Source organism: Streptomyces sp. NPDC005791, assembly GCF_042871485.1.
In the GTDB taxonomy this organism is placed as follows: Bacteria; Actinomycetota; Actinomycetes; order Streptomycetales; family Streptomycetaceae; genus Streptomyces.
This window is the reverse complement of record NZ_JBIAIP010000014.1, coordinates 72,469-86,535: the sequence shown is the minus strand read 5'-3', so window position 1 is coordinate 86,535 and position 14,067 is coordinate 72,469. Positions and strand designations below refer to the sequence as shown.

The window sequence follows — 14,067 nt, the reverse complement described above, 5'->3', positions numbered from 1 at the left end:
CGCGTCGTTCACAGCAGTTCTCCGGCCCCATACCGGCCCCTTCCCCGCAGGACTGATCGTCCTGTCACCTGACCACGGGACGCCCCGGTAGTTCGGGGAGGAGCCGGCCGAGGAACTCCGACGGGTCCCCCTTGGCCGCGTCCCAGGCGTTCTTCAGCGCGCGGTCGGGGTTGGCGGCGGTGGAGGTGAGGCCGGCGAGCGTCATGCTGCTCCGGGACGGCCACGGGTGCCGGAGGTGCGGCGACACCGGAACGGGCGTCACCACAACTTTGCCGGGGCCCTTGTTGTACCCCCGGGCCAGATGGTGGTCCGGGGGCCTACCAGGGGTGATTGCGAGGCTTGCGCAGCCAGAACCCGTGCGGCTCTGCACCCGAGGACGGATTCAACCACGGTCGGAGTTCGCCCGATTCGTCCGGCACCGACTCGCGTGTGAAGCGAATATCCAGCTCCGCCAACAGAGGGGACAAAACTGCTTGAGCCTCATCGTTCAATTTGCCCATATCAATCTCCAACCGGCTACGCGAATCCAGATCATTGATGTAGGCGCTGATCGGATACTGCCCCGGTAGTTTCCAGTCGGATTCCATCCTGCGCACAAGATGCTCCCAGGATGTAAACAGATTTCTCATGGAATACAACGGTTCTGAAATGTTCGCACGAATTTTGGGGGCGAGCCCTTCTAGTTCGATTGCCAGTCGGTAGGCGTCATACTTGGCGATGCTATCGATCGCCGATGTGGAGAGTAGAGACCATGCCTCGTCCGTACAGGGGGTATCCGATGCCTCGTGCTGAGATTCCGAGAATTGGTTCACGGTGTTACTCCTGGAGTTGTCGCATGTAATAACTGTAGCCATCACTTGGTTGCATGAAGGTGCCGTTGGATCCCTCGCGAATTAGCATCGTGCCAGTCGGATCATCCCACCATGCCCAGCGAGGGGTCCCCGACGGGGTATCTCTCATTTTAATGCCAGGTTTCGCAGTCATCATGTCTTCGAGGTACTCGGGGACATCTATGTCTTGGACTCCCGGAATGCCTCGCCTGTTGATGTCGCCGTGAGCCGCTATTTTGTCGGCGAGCATGCTGAGGTTGCCTGCCTGACTCGCCGGGTCGGCCTGCCCGATGCACGCTTTGAGTCCGAGCGGGTCAATCCACACATGGGGGTTTCGAACGTATGCAACGGGATTGGATGCCGGAAGGAGGCCGAGGGGATCTGGCGATAGATATCGGGCAGTTTCCGGATCATAGTAGCGATGGACATTATAGTGATGCCCTGTTTCGGGGTCGAAGTACTGCCCCGGAAATCTAAGCGGGGTGTACGTCGTGCTCTTCGCCGTCCACGACGTCGCTCCCCAAAGTGTGCGGCGAGTTTGCCATGCAAGTGCGCCTGACTCGTCTACGAGCTCGCTAGGGGTTCCGACGAGATCGGTGATTATGGCAAAGAAGCGATCATTAATTACTTCTTGCGCGGTGCCCGCAGTGATAATGCGTTCCGTCTGGGCTATCGGGCGTAGGCCGTCATAATCCCATGTGAGGCTCACTGGGTGCGGAAATTCTTCACTATCGTGGACTTGTTCGCAGAGAACTGCACCGTCCCAGGTGAACGAAATTTGTTCCGCGATGGCTAGCCCGTCGTCCGTGACGCGGAGCTTCGCGATACGACGCCCGAGCACATCGTAGGTATATTGCCAATTTTGGCCATCAGGGGTGGTAACTTTTCTCAGTCGATCCTCGGCGTCCCACTCGTAGCGCCAGACATCGGCCTTTCTTGATAGGCGTGATTTTTGGCGCAGGACTATTCGACCCTGCTTGTCATGCACGTATCGGGTTCGGCCGGCGTGCTGGATGGTGGTTCCGTGGTACGAGCGTGCCCCAGTCGACTCTTGGCCCGGAAAGCCCGACGGCCAAGTTGCCGACGCTTGGTTCCCAGCCGCATCGTATGTGTACCGTTCCGTCCAGTTGGCGGCATGTACTTCCGTAACGCGGCCGACGACGTCGAGGTTGTATGTACTTGTGCCGACGAGTTGATCACCGGCACTCTCAACGCTGCCATCTGGTCGATACGTGTAGTCGCGGCGTTGGATACGCCGACCCCGAACTGTGATGTCCTGGACGGCCAGACGGCCGGTCGAATCCAGAAGGTGTGTCAGGGTGATCGTCTCATTGATATGGCGAGCCAGTTCCCGTCCGGCAGGGTCACGTTCGAATGACACCCCCCGTCCGGATGTCGTGAGATGGCTCCGGCGCCCTGCAGCATCGAAAGTCCACTCACTCACAGCGCCGCCGGCAGTCGTCCTCCCGACACGCCGACCAAGTCCGTCGTACCGGTAAGTAGTAGTTCGTCCATTCACCGATTCGGAGCGCAGGCGTCCATGGCGATCGCGCATCCGGGACAGCTGTGCGACCGAACTCGTTGCTGAGGCGAGTTCGTCAAAGACATCGTATTCCAGCGTAGTTATTTCGCCGTCGACGTCTTTGAGGACTACCTTGCCTAGACTGTTGTGCTCGAACCGGATGGTCTGGCCGAGGGTGTTCGTCCTTGACGTCATCTGGTTGGCTGCATCGTAGGTATACGTGACAGTGCGGCAATCGAAGTCGGACTCGGAGGTGAGGCGACCGGCCGAATCGTATTCGTAGCGCCATTTAAGGCCCTGAGGATTGGTGACACCCGTCATGCGCAATTCGGCATCGTGACTGAACTCGAAGCGAGACCCATCAGGCCCTGTCCGCGCTACGAGGAGATCGAAGTCACTGTACTCAGAGGTAGTGATGCGCCCCATGGCATCCGAGTGTGCGATGCAATTGCCTTCTCCGTCGAACGTCCAGGTCTGCTCACTACCGTCCGGCATTACCTGGCGCGCCAGCTGGCCCTCTACTGTCCATTCAAAACTGGTGATCGCCCCGGTGGTGTCAGTAGTTTTAGTCTTGCGGCCAAAAGCATCTCGTGCGACTCGGTTGACGGCACCCAGTGAGTCTGTAATTTCTATGGGGAGCCCTGCTTGGTCGCAGACCAGGGATGAGGCGTGACCCATGGCGTCAGTCACCGACGTCAGGTGACCCTTATCGTCGTATGAAAAGAGTGTGGTAACCCCCGATGGATCGGTTATAGACGTGCGGTTGCCTTGCTCATCAAACGTCTGGCGCGTTATCAATCCAGCCGCATCGGTGATCTGTAGCGGAAGGCCGATCGCGTTATACCGCGCACTCGACCGGCGTCCGTCCGGTCGCTCTACCGTTGTCGGCCTACCGTTCTCGTCGTATGTGAAGCGGCTGACGTGTCCTAGAGGGTCGGTGGTGGAGAGCAGTTGGTGGTAGCGGTCGTGCTCGTAGCGGGTGACCGCGCCCAGAGGATTGATCTCGGCGACGACCTGGGAGCGATCGTTGATCACGTACCTGGTGGTGTGGCCCAGGCTGTCCGTCATGGACGTCATGCGCAGACCGGTGTCGGGGTCGGTGTCGTCCCAGGTGAAGTGGGCTTCGAGGTGACCGTTGGTGCCGCTCTGGTACACGCAGCGGTCGTGCTCGTCGTAGACGTACTCGTACCGGCTGCCGTTGGTGTCCGTCCACGCGGTGATGCGGCCCAACTCGTCGCAGTCGAAGCGCAGGGGCTTGCCCGATGAGTTGGTGACCGCGGTGAGGTGGCCGTCGGTGTAGCCGTAGCGGAGTATCTCCTGGTCGGTGCCGTCGGGGGCGGCGCCTGCCAGGTGCAGGGCGGTGACTCTGCCTTCGCGTGTGGTGAGTTTCAGGTGGTAGCCGCCGTGGTGCACGATCGAGGTCGGGGCGCCCGCCTCGTCGTACTCGAAGGCGATCCAGCGGCCGTTGCGGTCGTCGATCTGGGCCAGGAGCGCGAAATCTCCGGTGGGCTGGTCGACGAAGTGCCGGACCTGGCCGGTTTCCGGATCGGTGACGGTGTAGCCGTCGGCCACCCGGTCCAAGGGCCAGCGTCGGCCGTGCGTAGGCATGACGGGGGCGCCCGGTGCCGGGTGCGGGTAGGCGAGGAGGCTGCCCTCGTTGCAGCTGAACACCACGCCTTCCGCGTCGATCTCCAGGCGTTGGTCGACCGTGCTCGACCAGCCGCTGCCGAACCAGCGGCCGGCACGGTGCGAGGAGTCGAAGACCCGCTCGAAGACCAGGGGCAGCGAGCCCGGCAGGACGATGTCGGTCTGCGGGAGCAGCATGCGCCCGGTGGCGACGTCGATGGGGTCGTTGGCGCATTTGACTTTGCTGCATTGCTGCCCATTGGAGTCGGGATTGTGCTCGTGGCCTTGTCGGTTCGGGCCTTTGGGGCGTTCGGGGAGGTCCTTCATTCCGGCTCGGAGGCCGCCCTTGACCAGGCCTCCGGCCCCCTTGGTGCCGATGAGTTCGGGGAGGAGCCGGCCGAGGAACTCCGACGGGTCCCCCTTGGCCGCGTCCCAGGCGTTCTTCAGCGCGCGGTCGGGGTTGGCGGCGGTGGAGGCGAGGCCGGCGAGCGTCATGTTGACGCCCTTGTAGTACTCGGCCGGGTGTGTCAGGTTGTACGGGTCGATCGGGTTGACCGAGCGGACGAAGTTCAGCAGGCCCGCGGTCCCCTTGATGACACCGCCACCGAAGTGGGCCAGCTCCATGCCCTGGCCGACGCCGTAGTCGAACAACTCCTGCTTGGCTCGGTCCAGGCCGGTGGGCTCCTTCGGGGCGTGCGCCATCGCGGCCGTGATCGCACCCTTGGCGGCTTCGCCCGCTTCGTTACGCGCCTGCCGGGCGCGCTGGAGGATCTCCTGCGCGTGCCGGCGCTTGGCCGCACCCGGGTCGGAGAAAGTCCCGGGGTGGGGGAGCGGATGGTCGGTGTTACGGACCGCGTTGTACGCCTCCGCCTTCTTCTTGAAGGCGGCCGCCGCTGTCTCGTAGTCCTGCTTGCCCTCCTTGTGAAGGGCGATCGCCTCACCCGCCTTGGCCTGGGCGCTGGTGACCACCCCGGCGAACGTCTCCAGCGCCTTGGCCGCGTCCTCGAACGCGTCCGCCGCGCGCAGCCAGTCGGTGGGCAACGTCTGGAACTTGGCCCGGAAGGCGTCGGCCGCCTCACCCTTCCAGTGACCGGAATCGAGCTTCTTCATCCCGCCGCCGACGAGATCGAACGCCTTCTGGAAGTCCCGGAGGTTCTTCACCGCCGCACTGATCTTCTCCGGACGCCCGTGGATCAGCTCGTTCGCTTCCTCGGTCTGTCCGAGCTGCTGCTCCCCGACCTCCGCACCCAGCGAGGACGCTGTCTCATCGCCCCAGTCCTCGACCGCGTCCGCCCACTGATCCGCGCCGACCTTCTCCAGGCCCGAGCCGAGCACATCGGTGCCCTTGTCGATGCCGGTGCCGACGACCTCCTTGCCCTTGTCGACCAGATCGCCCGCACCGTCGTAGACGGCGTCGCCCCACTTCCCCCCAGTCCACCATCAGCGACTCTCCCCCCACCGCGGCTGCTCGGCCTGATCGATCGTCTCCTGCGACGGATCCAGTTGATCCCGCAGCCGCTCATCCGCCGCATCCCGCACCTCGGGGTCGAGCAGGCCGTTGCGCTCCATCGAGTCGAGCGCGGCGTCCTCCACGTCGTAGGCGGTGTTCTTCCAGGTCTGGTTCACCTCGTCCTGGGCCTGGCTCATCGACTCCCAGCTGTAGTCCGGGTTGTCGTACGCGGACTGCGTGCTGATCTCGTCCCAGCTCTTCGTCTTGACCTCGTCCTCGGACAGGTGCGGGTTCCCGTTCAGGGAGTTCACACCGATCTTGATCGAGTCCTTGACGTACTGCTCCTGCTCCGCGTACGAACCGGCCGACAATCCGACACCCAGGGCGAAGCCGTTGCCCTTCTGCGTCAGGGCCCGCACACCCCACTCCCAGCGGTTGCAGAACGTCTCGAACTCCGACGTCAGCCCGCCGTGCCCCAACTCCAGCCCTGACAGTGCAAGATCCGAGAAGCCCCGGCCCACCGACGCCTCACCGATGAACCCGAGCTCCTTCAGCTCCGCGTGCGCCAGATCGATCCCCTTCGCGATCTCCGCCAGCGCCTCCGGCGGCACCTGAAGATCCGCGTTCTCCCCGCTCACTGCGTCCCCCCGAGATCCACCGCGACCGAATCCGGCACGATGCCCGCCACCGGCGGGAACAACATCCCGCCGTCCACACTGCCCGCATCCAGAGCCACCCCCGCCGGACCCGGCAGCATCGGCACCATCACATCGAGCAACCTGGCACCCAGAACGGTCTGATACGTCCACTCCCGCCCGGCTTCCCCACGGGCCAGCGCGAACCGGACCAACGCCTCCTCGTCCGAGAAGGCGCAGATCCAGCGCACACCGTTCTGCTCCGCCGACCACAGATCGCCGGCCTCATCCAGCGGCACCAGCACCGCCGTACGCCGGAACTCACCCAGCAACACGGCGAACTCACGCCGGGCCAGCCGCAGTCGTTCCTGCTCAATATCAACTGAAGACGCCGCAGCGGGCATGGACTCCGGCGGCGAGCCCGGCAGGTCCACCAGGTCCGCCAGCCGTGACCGCCTCTGCTGCTGCTCCGGTATCCCATCTCCACCCGTGGTCATGCGGAGGATCATCACACGCACGAATTTTCGAGTGCAACTGACATCGTCTACTGGCCGGAAATCTGCTGCGTCGGGCACGGGAAGACGTCCAGGACCGCCCATACCGTCTTGCCCGGCCCGTCCGCGCAGGGGTACCAGCCCCAGCGGTCGGCGAGGGCGGTCACCAGGAGCAGGCCGCGGCCGCCGTCCTGGTCGGTGGGCACCGTTTCGGCAGGGCTGGGGAGGCGTTCGCCCCGGGTGTCGGTGACCTCGACGCGGACGGCTGTGCCTTCGGCGCAGAGGCGCAGGCGGAAGTCCCGGCCGGAGACGTGGCCGTGGCGCACCGCGTTACTGCTGAGTTCGGCGACGGTCAGCGTCACCGCGTCGTGAGCGTCGCTCCCGTACGGGATGCCCCAGGCGTCGAGGCGCTCACCGGCCAGACGCCGGGCGAGGCGTGCACCGCGCGGGGTGGAGCTGAAGCGCATCGTGAAGTCGCGCCAGGGGAAACGGGCGCGAGCGGTGCGTGCGGAACGCACCGGGAGGGGTGGCTGCGTGCTGGTCATGCCCCCACGCTGAAGCATTGTCGCTGAACGTGACCAGGGGTGACACGCTGTCGTGAGGAGGGTGTACGTGGTAGGCGCAGGGTCTGTACGCGGGAGGGGCAGGTCGGCGGCGACCTGTTCGGGCGCCTCCGCCCCGCCCCTGTCCCCGGTTCTGGTGCTCAGCCCTTCGGCTGGGTGAAGCGGAGGTGGTTGCCGAAGGGGTCGCGCAGGCCGCAGTCGATCCCGTACGGGCGCTCCGTCGGCTCGTCCGTGAACTCCACGCCCTGTGCCAGCAGCGTCTCGTAGGTCTTGCGGCAGTCGTCCGTGGTGAGGATGAGTGCGCTGCCCAGTGCGCCCTTCGTCAGCAGTTCGCGGACCTGCTCGGCTGTCTCCTCGGACATGGCCGGAGGGCCCGGCTTCTCCAGCAGGACCTGGCGGTCGGGCTGCCCGGGGACGTTGACGGTGAGCCAGCGCATGAAGCCCATGTCGACGTCGGCGTTGACCTCCATGCCGAGCTTGCCGACGTAGAAGTCGAGGGCCTCGTCCTGGCCGAGGACGTAGATCTGTGAGTGCGTGATCGCGTTGAACATGTGCACCACGCTAATCGGCAGGCCCGCCGAAAACTTATCCAAAACTGCTCAACCGACGTCCCGTGCCGAGAGGGCCGGCTGCATCGAAGCACTCAGGCACTCGGCCGCGTCCACGCCTTCGTGAAGCAGGTGGGCACGCCCGTGGACACCGCTTCCTTGCGGTACGCCCGCGGTGACCGGCCGACGATCTCGCCGAACGTGCGGCTGAAGGTTCCGGCGCTGCCGAAGCCGACCTCGTAACAGATGTCCGTGACACTGCGGTCGCTCTCCCGCAGCAGGAACATCGCCCGCTCGACGCGGCGGCGTTGCAGATAGCGGTGCGGCGTCTCGCCGAAGGTGGCCCGGAAGGTACGGGCGAAGTGCGCCGGGGAGACGTGGGCGATCCGCGCCAGGGCCGGCACGTCCAACGGCTGCGCGTACGCACGGTCCATCGCGTCCCGCGCCCGGAGCATGCGGCGGTTGGTCTCTTCCACGGTGCGGCTCACGGCACCATCCCACCACAAGGCAGTTCGGTGCCGGACAGCTCTGTCGTACCCCCTCGCTACGCTCGGGCCATGAGCGTCTCCCTCTACTACTGTGCGAGCCGGGCCAGGCCGTTGACGGATGCCGAGACGGCCGCTGTCGAGCGCATCGTCGCCGCCCACATGGCGTCCTTCCCGTACGAGGACCAGGAAAGCCTGTACCTGTACGACAGTGACGACAGTCGGCCGGACGAGGTCGTTGCCGGGTCCACCAAGATGCCGTTCGACCCGGGCAAGGTGCTGTCGGTGCTCGACCATGTGCTCGGCTCGGTCACCGAGTTGCGCCGTGCGCTGCCGGGAGCGGAGTGGCACGTGCACATGGACGACCTCGACGTGCCGTGGGACGAGAGCGAGGGCTACGCCTTCCCCGGCATGCGCGATCCGGACCTCACGGCCGAGCTGGGCGGCCTCTGAGGCCCCGGCCTGCCACCTGCGGTGCGCGGTGTCCCGTGGTCAGGGCAGCCGTGTCAGGTCGCGGAGCCGGCTGACCAGTGCGCGTACGTCGCGTTCGGCAGGCGGAGTGGCGGGCGCCATTCGTCAGGTCCCCACGTCTCATGAAACGAGTCTGCACCCCAACACCCCTTGTGCTGGCCTCCGTTGGCGTCTGATCCTTGCACTCCTCCACCCCTGACGGGACGTGGGGTCCGGTGCTGGTGACACACGAACGGAGACACGCATGGGCGGGAAGAAGAGGGTTCTGCGTCGCGCGGCGGTGGGGGCGAGTGCGCTGCTGACAGCGGTGGGCATCACGATGACGGGGGCGTCCCCGGCCGCAGCCGTGGACTACTACTACGAGCTTCCGTATCCGGCGGGGGAGGCGTACACGGTCACCCAGGGGCCGGAGGGGACGTACTCGCACACCGGCCCCTACAACGAGTACGCCTGGGACTTCGGGCTCCCCGTCAACTACGAGGTGTCCGCCGCGCAGGCGGGCACCATCGTCATCTCGAACTGGTCACCGTACTGGGAGAACGGCATCGAGGTCATCATCAGGCACTCGAACGGGCAGTGCACCCATTACGCGCACCTGAACAAGGCGATCTACAACACCGGCGACTGGGTCCCGCAAGGGCGGGTCGTCGGCTGGTCGGGCAGCACAGGCGCCTCCACCGGGCCACACCTGCACTTCCAGGTGATCGACTGCAACAGCCGTGTGGGCCTGCCCGCCACCCTCCAGGGCTGGACGCCGTCCACGGGGACCCGCCCGGTCAGTGTGAACTCGTACGCCTGACCGGCGCACTTTCCAGCGGCGGCCCCGACGGGAGGGGCTGCCGCGTGGTCAGGGCGACCTGAGCAGGTCCCTGAGTCCGGCGGCGAACGTACGGACGTCCTGCTCGCTGGGCCGGGCCGGCAGTTCCTCAGGAGCGGCATCGTCTCCCGGCAGGCGGCACGGCCGGCAGAGGCCGTCGGGGAGGGCTTCCGGGCGGCCCGGGGTGCCGCACTTGGTGCACTCCAGCATGACGCGACGTCGGGGGGCGCCCGGTACCGGTAGAGCCGGGGCGGCGGGCACGTGCGGCGGGAGTTTGTCGGTGAGACGGCGGCGTACGAAGCCTACGGGGGAGCCGACCTGCGGGGGGAGGCCCGACGCCACGGCCTGGATGAGGTAGTCGGCATCCACGCCACGGGTGAACCAGGCGGCGGCCAGGGGTTCCAGGGCGCGGCAGTCGGCTGCGGAGAGCGCCAGGCGCGTGTCCTTGCGGCCGACTTGGGCCAGGGCGAGGTACGCGGGGGAGGGCGCGGTCGGGGCTGCCACCTGGGTGCGCTGCTCGGGCGCGGGGGGCGCTGTGTGCGCCGGGTGAGCCTCACTCGCGGCGGCAGCCGCGGGGGCGGTCGCAGTCGGCAGCGGGGTGGCCTCCGCCAGGGGCGGGGCGGTGGCCAGCGCCTGTGGGCCGGGTTCGGCGGACGGGGGAGCGGGTGTCGCTTCCGGGGCGGAGCGGCTGTCCTCGGTGGCCAGGAACGCGTCCCACCACTCGTTGTCGCGGGCGGTGCGGGACCAGTAGGTGCGGGAGACCCAGCGCACCTGGCCGCCCTCGCCGACCAGGCAGCGTACGCGCCGCAGATGCCCGGCCACTCCCAGGGCCTTGAGGGCGCTGGAGACGGCCATCTGGCCGTACAGCGGCAGGTGTTTGGCGAGCGACTTGATGTCCATCGCCGCGCCGTCGGGGAGCCGGTCGACGTATCCGGCGATGTACCGCTCGCGCTCCGGCATCAGGGCGAAGTCGTCCGCCCGGGGCGTGCGTTGGCCTGATGCGGTTCGTTTGCCGTAGCCGGGGCGGGCTTTCGCGTACGGGCGCGAGGATGCGGGTGCGCGGAGGGCGGGGCTAAGGTGCTCGGTAGCCACGAGATCGCTCGATTCGATCTTGGGGTGAGACCCCGGCCTGGTGTTTGCGCACCGAGTCGGGGTCGATTCGTTGGGGGCACCGTAAGCAGGCGTGACGATGCGCCGCAAGCTGATCACATTTAGTCATATCAGCTGGCCGTGACGGGGTAGGGAGGGTGGGGAGGTCTTCCCCAACCCCTTCTTTTACCTACCGGGTGAACGACATCGCTCGAATCCCGGAGCTCGCATCCCGAACCCCGTATCCCGAAGCTCAAGCGTCGGGCCCGCACCCGTGATCGCGTCCTCCCAACGAGTGAACGACCCCACCCCGACGCTCGAAGCTCGGCGCCTGAGTCTTGAGCGCCGAGTCTTCCCGTGCTCGCGATGCGCCTCACACGGGATGGCGGACTGCACGGAGGATCGATGATCTCCCCGTCGGCTGCCGCCTTCCTGGTCGGCCTCCTGTCGCAGACAGAGCCCGAAACCGCCTATGTGCACTTCGTCGGCGTCGACCCGGCGCTGCACGGGCAGGGTGTCGGGCGTGCCCTCTACCGGGCCTTCTTCGCGCTCGCCCGGTCGCACGGGCGCCGTTACGCGCACTGCATCATCAGCCCGGAGAACACCGCGTCGCGGACATTTCACACCCGGCTCGGCTTCACGGCCTCAGCTGTGAGGCCGGACTACGACGGCCCCGGACTTGACCGGGTGGCGTTCACCCTCGACCTTTCCGCTGTCCCGGCGGCCACCCCCTGGAGCAGCGATGCCCCAGTTCATTGCCGGACCCCCGCCAACTGGCTGTGAGCGGGAAAGGTCAGTGCCTCCGGCCGCGTCGCCCGGTTGGCGCGTCGGCTCAGTACCACTCCTCCACCGTCCGCTCGTCGGTGCTGACGAGGTAGTCGTCCGGATCGAGATCCATCGACTTGCGGGCGGGTGAGTCCCAGTACATCGCGTTGCGCTCCGCGAACGTCTCCGGGCCCTCGTAGGAGATCAGCCAGACGAACTGATTGCGCTCCCGGTCGACCCAGGCACCGCCGATGGTGAACCCCGTCTCAAGCCGTAGCGGCAGGATCTCGGCCTTCCACCGTTGCATCCATTCGTCCAACAGACCGTCGCGAACGGTGCAGGTGCGGAGCTGGGTGGTCTTGGCCATGAGGGGTGTCCTCTCGCGGGTCGACTCGGTGCGCCACTGCAGAGACCATGCGGTTCGCAGCGGCGGGGGTGGCTGGGCGTCGACTCGCTGGTACCCACTCTTTGGAGGGATCCACCTGTGAACGCTGTGCAGGCGGCTGAGCAGGTGATTACGGTGCCCGAGTGGGACGAGCCGAGGCGGGCGCTGCCTTCCGGACGGGTCTCGTCGGTGCGGCGGCGCCTCGAAGCGCCGCCTTTCGCTGGTTGGTTGTACGCGACAGGGCGAGGCGTGCGCGTACGTGGGACAGGCGGTGGCGATGACGCAGGACGAGATGAGTGCGGACGCGGGTACGGGGGAGGGTGCGCAGCCCTCGCCGGGGACTCGGCCGGAGGGCAAGCCGGAGAACGGGGTTGCGGTCGCGTTCGGGCGGCAGTTGAAGCTACTGCGGGTGCGGGCGGGGCTGGACCGGGTGGAGTTCGGCAAGCGGGTGGGGTACGCGGCGCAGTCGGTCGCCTCGTTCGAGCAGGGACGGCGCATCCCGCAGCCGGAGTTCGTCGACAAGGCGGACCGGGTGCTGGACGCCGGGGGCCTGCTCGTGGCGTTGAAGGAGGAGCTGGCGCGGTCGCAGTACCCGGCGTTCTTCCGGGACATGGCGCGGCTGGAGGCGGAGGCAGTCACCCTTCACGTCTACGCAACGCTGGCTGTGCCAGGTCTGTTGCAGACAGAGGAGTACGCACGGTCCGTGTTCGCGATGCGACGTCCGCTCCTGGACGATGGGACGATTGAGCAACGCGTTTCGGCACGTATGGCACGCCAGGCGATTTTCGCTCGGAAGCCGATGCCAACTTTGAGTTTCGTAATCGAGGAGTCGGTGCTGCAGCGACCTGTTGGAGGACGGTCCGTGCTGCGGGGACAACTGGAACAGATCGCGCTTCATGGGCGTCGGCGCAACGTTGAGGTCCAGTTGATGCCGACTGATCGGGCGGAGCACTGCGGTCTTGCCGGGCCATTTACCTTGATCGAGAAACACGACGGGCGGAGGATGGCTTACGTTGAGGTTCAGCGAGACAGCCGTCTGCACACCGACTGGGCGGTGGTACGGGATGTCGAGGAGCAGTACGGGATCATCCGAGCGCAGGCTCTGACACCGCGCGAATCGCTGGACGTCGTCGAGGGGCTTCTGGGAGAGGGATGATGAGCCGGATGAAAGCGCCGAGCCTGCCTGATTCGGCTTGGTTCAAGAGCAGCTACAGCAGTGGCGAGGGCGGCGAGTGTGTCGAGGTCGCCTGGCGTAAGAGCAGCTACAGCGGAGCTGAAGGCGGCGAATGCGTCGAGTTCGCCGCCGCAGCCACACACGTGCACATCCGGGACTCGAAGCAGGCCAGCGGCCCCGTGCTGACGGTCGGCCCCGGCGCGTGGGCCGGGTTCGTCGGGCTCGTCGCTGGCTGAACAACGTACGCAGAGGGCCCCGCCGCAACGCCGAACCGGCGTTGCGGCGGGGGGCCCCCCGGCGGTCCAGGGCAACGAGGCCACCGTTTCCGAGCGGCGGGTCATTCCCCACCCGGGCCGCCCGGCGGCGCGGGGTGGCGGGGGGCCCCGGGGGGGGGGGGGGGTTGGGGGGGCCGGGGGGGGGCACCACCACGGCCGGCCGGGGCCCCCCCCCCCCCCCCCCCCCGGGGGGGGCCCGGGGCCCTCCCGTGCGTACAGGGACTACTCGTCCACGTTCTCCTCGCGGCGGATCATCCGCCACGCTGCCCGGCGTGCGCTGCGGTCCAGGTTGGACCGGAAGCTCTTGTCGGGGCCGAAGTACTGGCGCCCTATGCCGGCGGTCGCCTCGATGTGGTCGGCCATGTTGTCGGCGAAGGCCCGGTCGAAGACCTTGCCGAAGTTGGCCTCGTCGTTGACGACGGCCGCCGCCCGGACCTTGGGGTCCTCCGTGGTCTTGTTGAACGGCTTCCGGACGTCTTCCTCGGTGAAGTCCGTGCCGAACTTGGCGTTGAACGCCTCGATCAGCTCCGACAACAGCGACTTCTCCTCCTCCGCCGCGCCGCCCGTGCCGTCACCGAAGCCGGAACCCTCGGGCGACAGGGAGACGTCGAACTCGCCCGTCTTCTCCACTCGCAGGATCTTGTACTCCTGCTGGCCCCGGCCGCCCGCGACGACCGCCTTGTCGTGGGCACGGGTGTACGCGAACGCCTTCGGCAGCGCGCTCTCCGCGATGCCGCCGTTCTCCTTCTGCTCGGTCGTCTCCTCGGGAGCGGGCGAGCAACGCCAGCGGCGAGTTCACCGCGATCATCGCCAACGGCAACCTGGACGGCAGCGGCCGGGTCACCGTCAACAAGGGCGAGGTCTTCAAGTCGACCCGCTGCCAGGAGTGGAAGCGTGTCGGCTGAGCGGTGCGGGCATGGCTGCGGCGGAGACACGGC

General features: G+C 66.8%; 15 protein-coding genes and 1 pseudogene. 5 read left to right on the top strand and 11 right to left on the bottom strand.

Going from position 1 to position 14,067, the window contains the following annotated elements; all coding sequences use genetic code 11:
* Positions 1-64: 64 nt before the first annotated feature.
* From ACFYSH_RS25715 to ACFYSH_RS25680, 8 genes are all read right to left on the bottom strand, one after another.
* The gene (locus ACFYSH_RS25715; RefSeq protein WP_359465740.1) at positions 65-205 is read right to left on the bottom strand and encodes a hypothetical protein; all 141 of its coding nucleotides are present in this window, start codon (positions 203-205) and stop codon (positions 65-67) included.
* Positions 206-317: 112 nt separating this feature from the next.
* Positions 318-812 carry a hypothetical protein gene (locus tag ACFYSH_RS25710; protein ID WP_388755602.1) on the bottom strand — a complete coding sequence of 165 codons (495 nt, stop codon included), beginning with the start codon at positions 810-812 and terminating at the stop codon, positions 318-320.
* A gap of 4 nt (positions 813-816) precedes the next feature.
* On the bottom strand, positions 817-5,313 hold the full coding sequence (locus ACFYSH_RS25705; RefSeq protein ID WP_388755599.1) for a putative T7SS-secreted protein: 4,497 nt from the start codon (positions 5,311-5,313) through the stop codon (positions 817-819).
* Between the two features lie 105 nt (positions 5,314-5,418).
* Positions 5,419-6,066 carry a hypothetical protein gene (locus tag ACFYSH_RS25700; RefSeq protein WP_359465735.1) on the bottom strand — a complete coding sequence of 216 codons (648 nt, stop codon included), beginning with the start codon at positions 6,064-6,066 and terminating at the stop codon, positions 5,419-5,421.
* A complete protein-coding gene (locus ACFYSH_RS25695; protein WP_359465931.1) occupies positions 6,063-6,560 on the bottom strand; it encodes an SseB family protein in 498 nt (165 codons plus the stop codon). Before ACFYSH_RS25695 ends, ACFYSH_RS25700 begins: the two co-directional genes overlap by 4 nt.
* Before the next feature lie 47 nt (positions 6,561-6,607).
* The gene (locus tag ACFYSH_RS25690) at positions 6,608-7,102 is read right to left on the bottom strand and encodes an ATP-binding protein (RefSeq protein WP_388755596.1); all 495 of its coding nucleotides are present in this window, start codon (positions 7,100-7,102) and stop codon (positions 6,608-6,610) included.
* Positions 7,103-7,260: 158 nt separating this feature from the next.
* Positions 7,261-7,671 (bottom strand): VOC family protein, encoded by a 411-nt coding sequence (locus tag ACFYSH_RS25685; protein ID WP_388755594.1) that lies wholly within the window; start codon positions 7,669-7,671, stop codon positions 7,261-7,263.
* Positions 7,672-7,763: 92 nt separating this feature from the next.
* Positions 7,764-8,123, bottom strand: a complete 360-nt coding sequence (locus ACFYSH_RS25680; RefSeq protein WP_388755804.1) for a helix-turn-helix domain-containing protein — start codon at positions 8,121-8,123, stop codon at positions 7,764-7,766.
* A 102-nt stretch (positions 8,124-8,225) separates the two neighbouring features.
* On the opposite strand from ACFYSH_RS25680, the gene ACFYSH_RS25675 reads away from it, so the two are divergent.
* Together ACFYSH_RS25675 and ACFYSH_RS25670 are read left to right on the top strand one after the other, a co-directional pair.
* A complete protein-coding gene (locus ACFYSH_RS25675) occupies positions 8,226-8,606 on the top strand; it encodes a hypothetical protein (RefSeq protein ID WP_388755591.1) in 381 nt (126 codons plus the stop codon).
* Positions 8,607-8,868: 262 nt separating this feature from the next.
* Complete coding sequence (locus tag ACFYSH_RS25670; RefSeq protein WP_388755588.1) at positions 8,869-9,423, top strand: peptidoglycan DD-metalloendopeptidase family protein; 555 nt, start codon at positions 8,869-8,871, stop codon at positions 9,421-9,423.
* A 48-nt stretch (positions 9,424-9,471) separates the two neighbouring features.
* On the opposite strand, the gene ACFYSH_RS25665 is transcribed toward ACFYSH_RS25670, so the two are convergent.
* A complete protein-coding gene (locus tag ACFYSH_RS25665) occupies positions 9,472-10,533 on the bottom strand; it encodes a MarR family transcriptional regulator (protein WP_388755585.1) in 1,062 nt (353 codons plus the stop codon).
* A 402-nt stretch (positions 10,534-10,935) separates the two neighbouring features.
* Here ACFYSH_RS25665 and ACFYSH_RS25660 point away from each other — a divergent pair, with 402 nt between their 5' ends.
* Complete coding sequence (locus ACFYSH_RS25660) at positions 10,936-11,313, top strand: GNAT family N-acetyltransferase (RefSeq protein WP_388755582.1); 378 nt, start codon at positions 10,936-10,938, stop codon at positions 11,311-11,313.
* 49 nt (positions 11,314-11,362) lie between these two features.
* Here ACFYSH_RS25660 and ACFYSH_RS25655 read toward each other — a convergent pair whose 3' ends face one another.
* A complete protein-coding gene (locus ACFYSH_RS25655) occupies positions 11,363-11,662 on the bottom strand; it encodes an NIPSNAP family containing protein (RefSeq protein WP_388755579.1) in 300 nt (99 codons plus the stop codon).
* A gap of 295 nt (positions 11,663-11,957) precedes the next feature.
* Between ACFYSH_RS25655 and ACFYSH_RS25650 the strand changes: the two genes are divergently transcribed.
* Together ACFYSH_RS25650 and ACFYSH_RS25645 are read left to right on the top strand one after the other, a co-directional pair.
* Entirely contained in the window at positions 11,958-12,836 is an 879-nt protein-coding gene (locus ACFYSH_RS25650; protein ID WP_388755576.1) for a helix-turn-helix domain-containing protein, read from the top strand.
* A gap of 8 nt (positions 12,837-12,844) precedes the next feature.
* Positions 12,845-13,090, top strand: a complete 246-nt coding sequence (locus tag ACFYSH_RS25645; RefSeq protein ID WP_388755573.1) for a DUF397 domain-containing protein — start codon at positions 12,845-12,847, stop codon at positions 13,088-13,090.
* 261 nt (positions 13,091-13,351) lie between these two features.
* Here ACFYSH_RS25645 and ACFYSH_RS25640 read toward each other — a convergent pair.
* Positions 13,352-13,768 (bottom strand): annotated as a pseudogene (locus tag ACFYSH_RS25640) (type I restriction endonuclease subunit R); the annotation flags it as partial.
* Positions 13,769-14,067 lie beyond the last annotated feature (299 nt).

Excerpts from the sequence above, each read along its gene's own strand:
- ACFYSH_RS25715 (WP_359465740.1), bottom strand. The coding sequence starts at position 205 with ATGACGCTCGCCGGCCTCACCTCCACCGCCGCCAACCCCGACCGCGCG.
- ACFYSH_RS25695 (WP_359465931.1), bottom strand. The coding sequence starts at position 6,560 with ATGACCACGGGTGGAGATGGGATACCGGAGCAGCAGCAGAGGCGGTCA.
- ACFYSH_RS25690 (WP_388755596.1), bottom strand. The coding sequence starts at position 7,102 with ATGACCAGCACGCAGCCACCCCTCCCGGTGCGTTCCGCACGCACCGCT.
- ACFYSH_RS25685 (WP_388755594.1), bottom strand. The coding sequence starts at position 7,671 with ATGTTCAACGCGATCACGCACTCACAGATCTACGTCCTCGGCCAGGAC.
- ACFYSH_RS25680 (WP_388755804.1), bottom strand. The coding sequence starts at position 8,123 with ATGCTCCGGGCGCGGGACGCGATGGACCGTGCGTACGCGCAGCCGTTG.
- ACFYSH_RS25675 (WP_388755591.1), top strand. The coding sequence starts at position 8,226 with ATGAGCGTCTCCCTCTACTACTGTGCGAGCCGGGCCAGGCCGTTGACG.
- ACFYSH_RS25670 (WP_388755588.1), top strand. The coding sequence starts at position 8,869 with ATGGGCGGGAAGAAGAGGGTTCTGCGTCGCGCGGCGGTGGGGGCGAGT.
- ACFYSH_RS25660 (WP_388755582.1), top strand. The coding sequence starts at position 10,936 with ATGATCTCCCCGTCGGCTGCCGCCTTCCTGGTCGGCCTCCTGTCGCAG.
- ACFYSH_RS25655 (WP_388755579.1), bottom strand. The coding sequence starts at position 11,662 with ATGGCCAAGACCACCCAGCTCCGCACCTGCACCGTTCGCGACGGTCTG.
- ACFYSH_RS25650 (WP_388755576.1), top strand. The coding sequence starts at position 11,958 with ATGACGCAGGACGAGATGAGTGCGGACGCGGGTACGGGGGAGGGTGCG.
- ACFYSH_RS25645 (WP_388755573.1), top strand. The coding sequence starts at position 12,845 with ATGAAAGCGCCGAGCCTGCCTGATTCGGCTTGGTTCAAGAGCAGCTAC.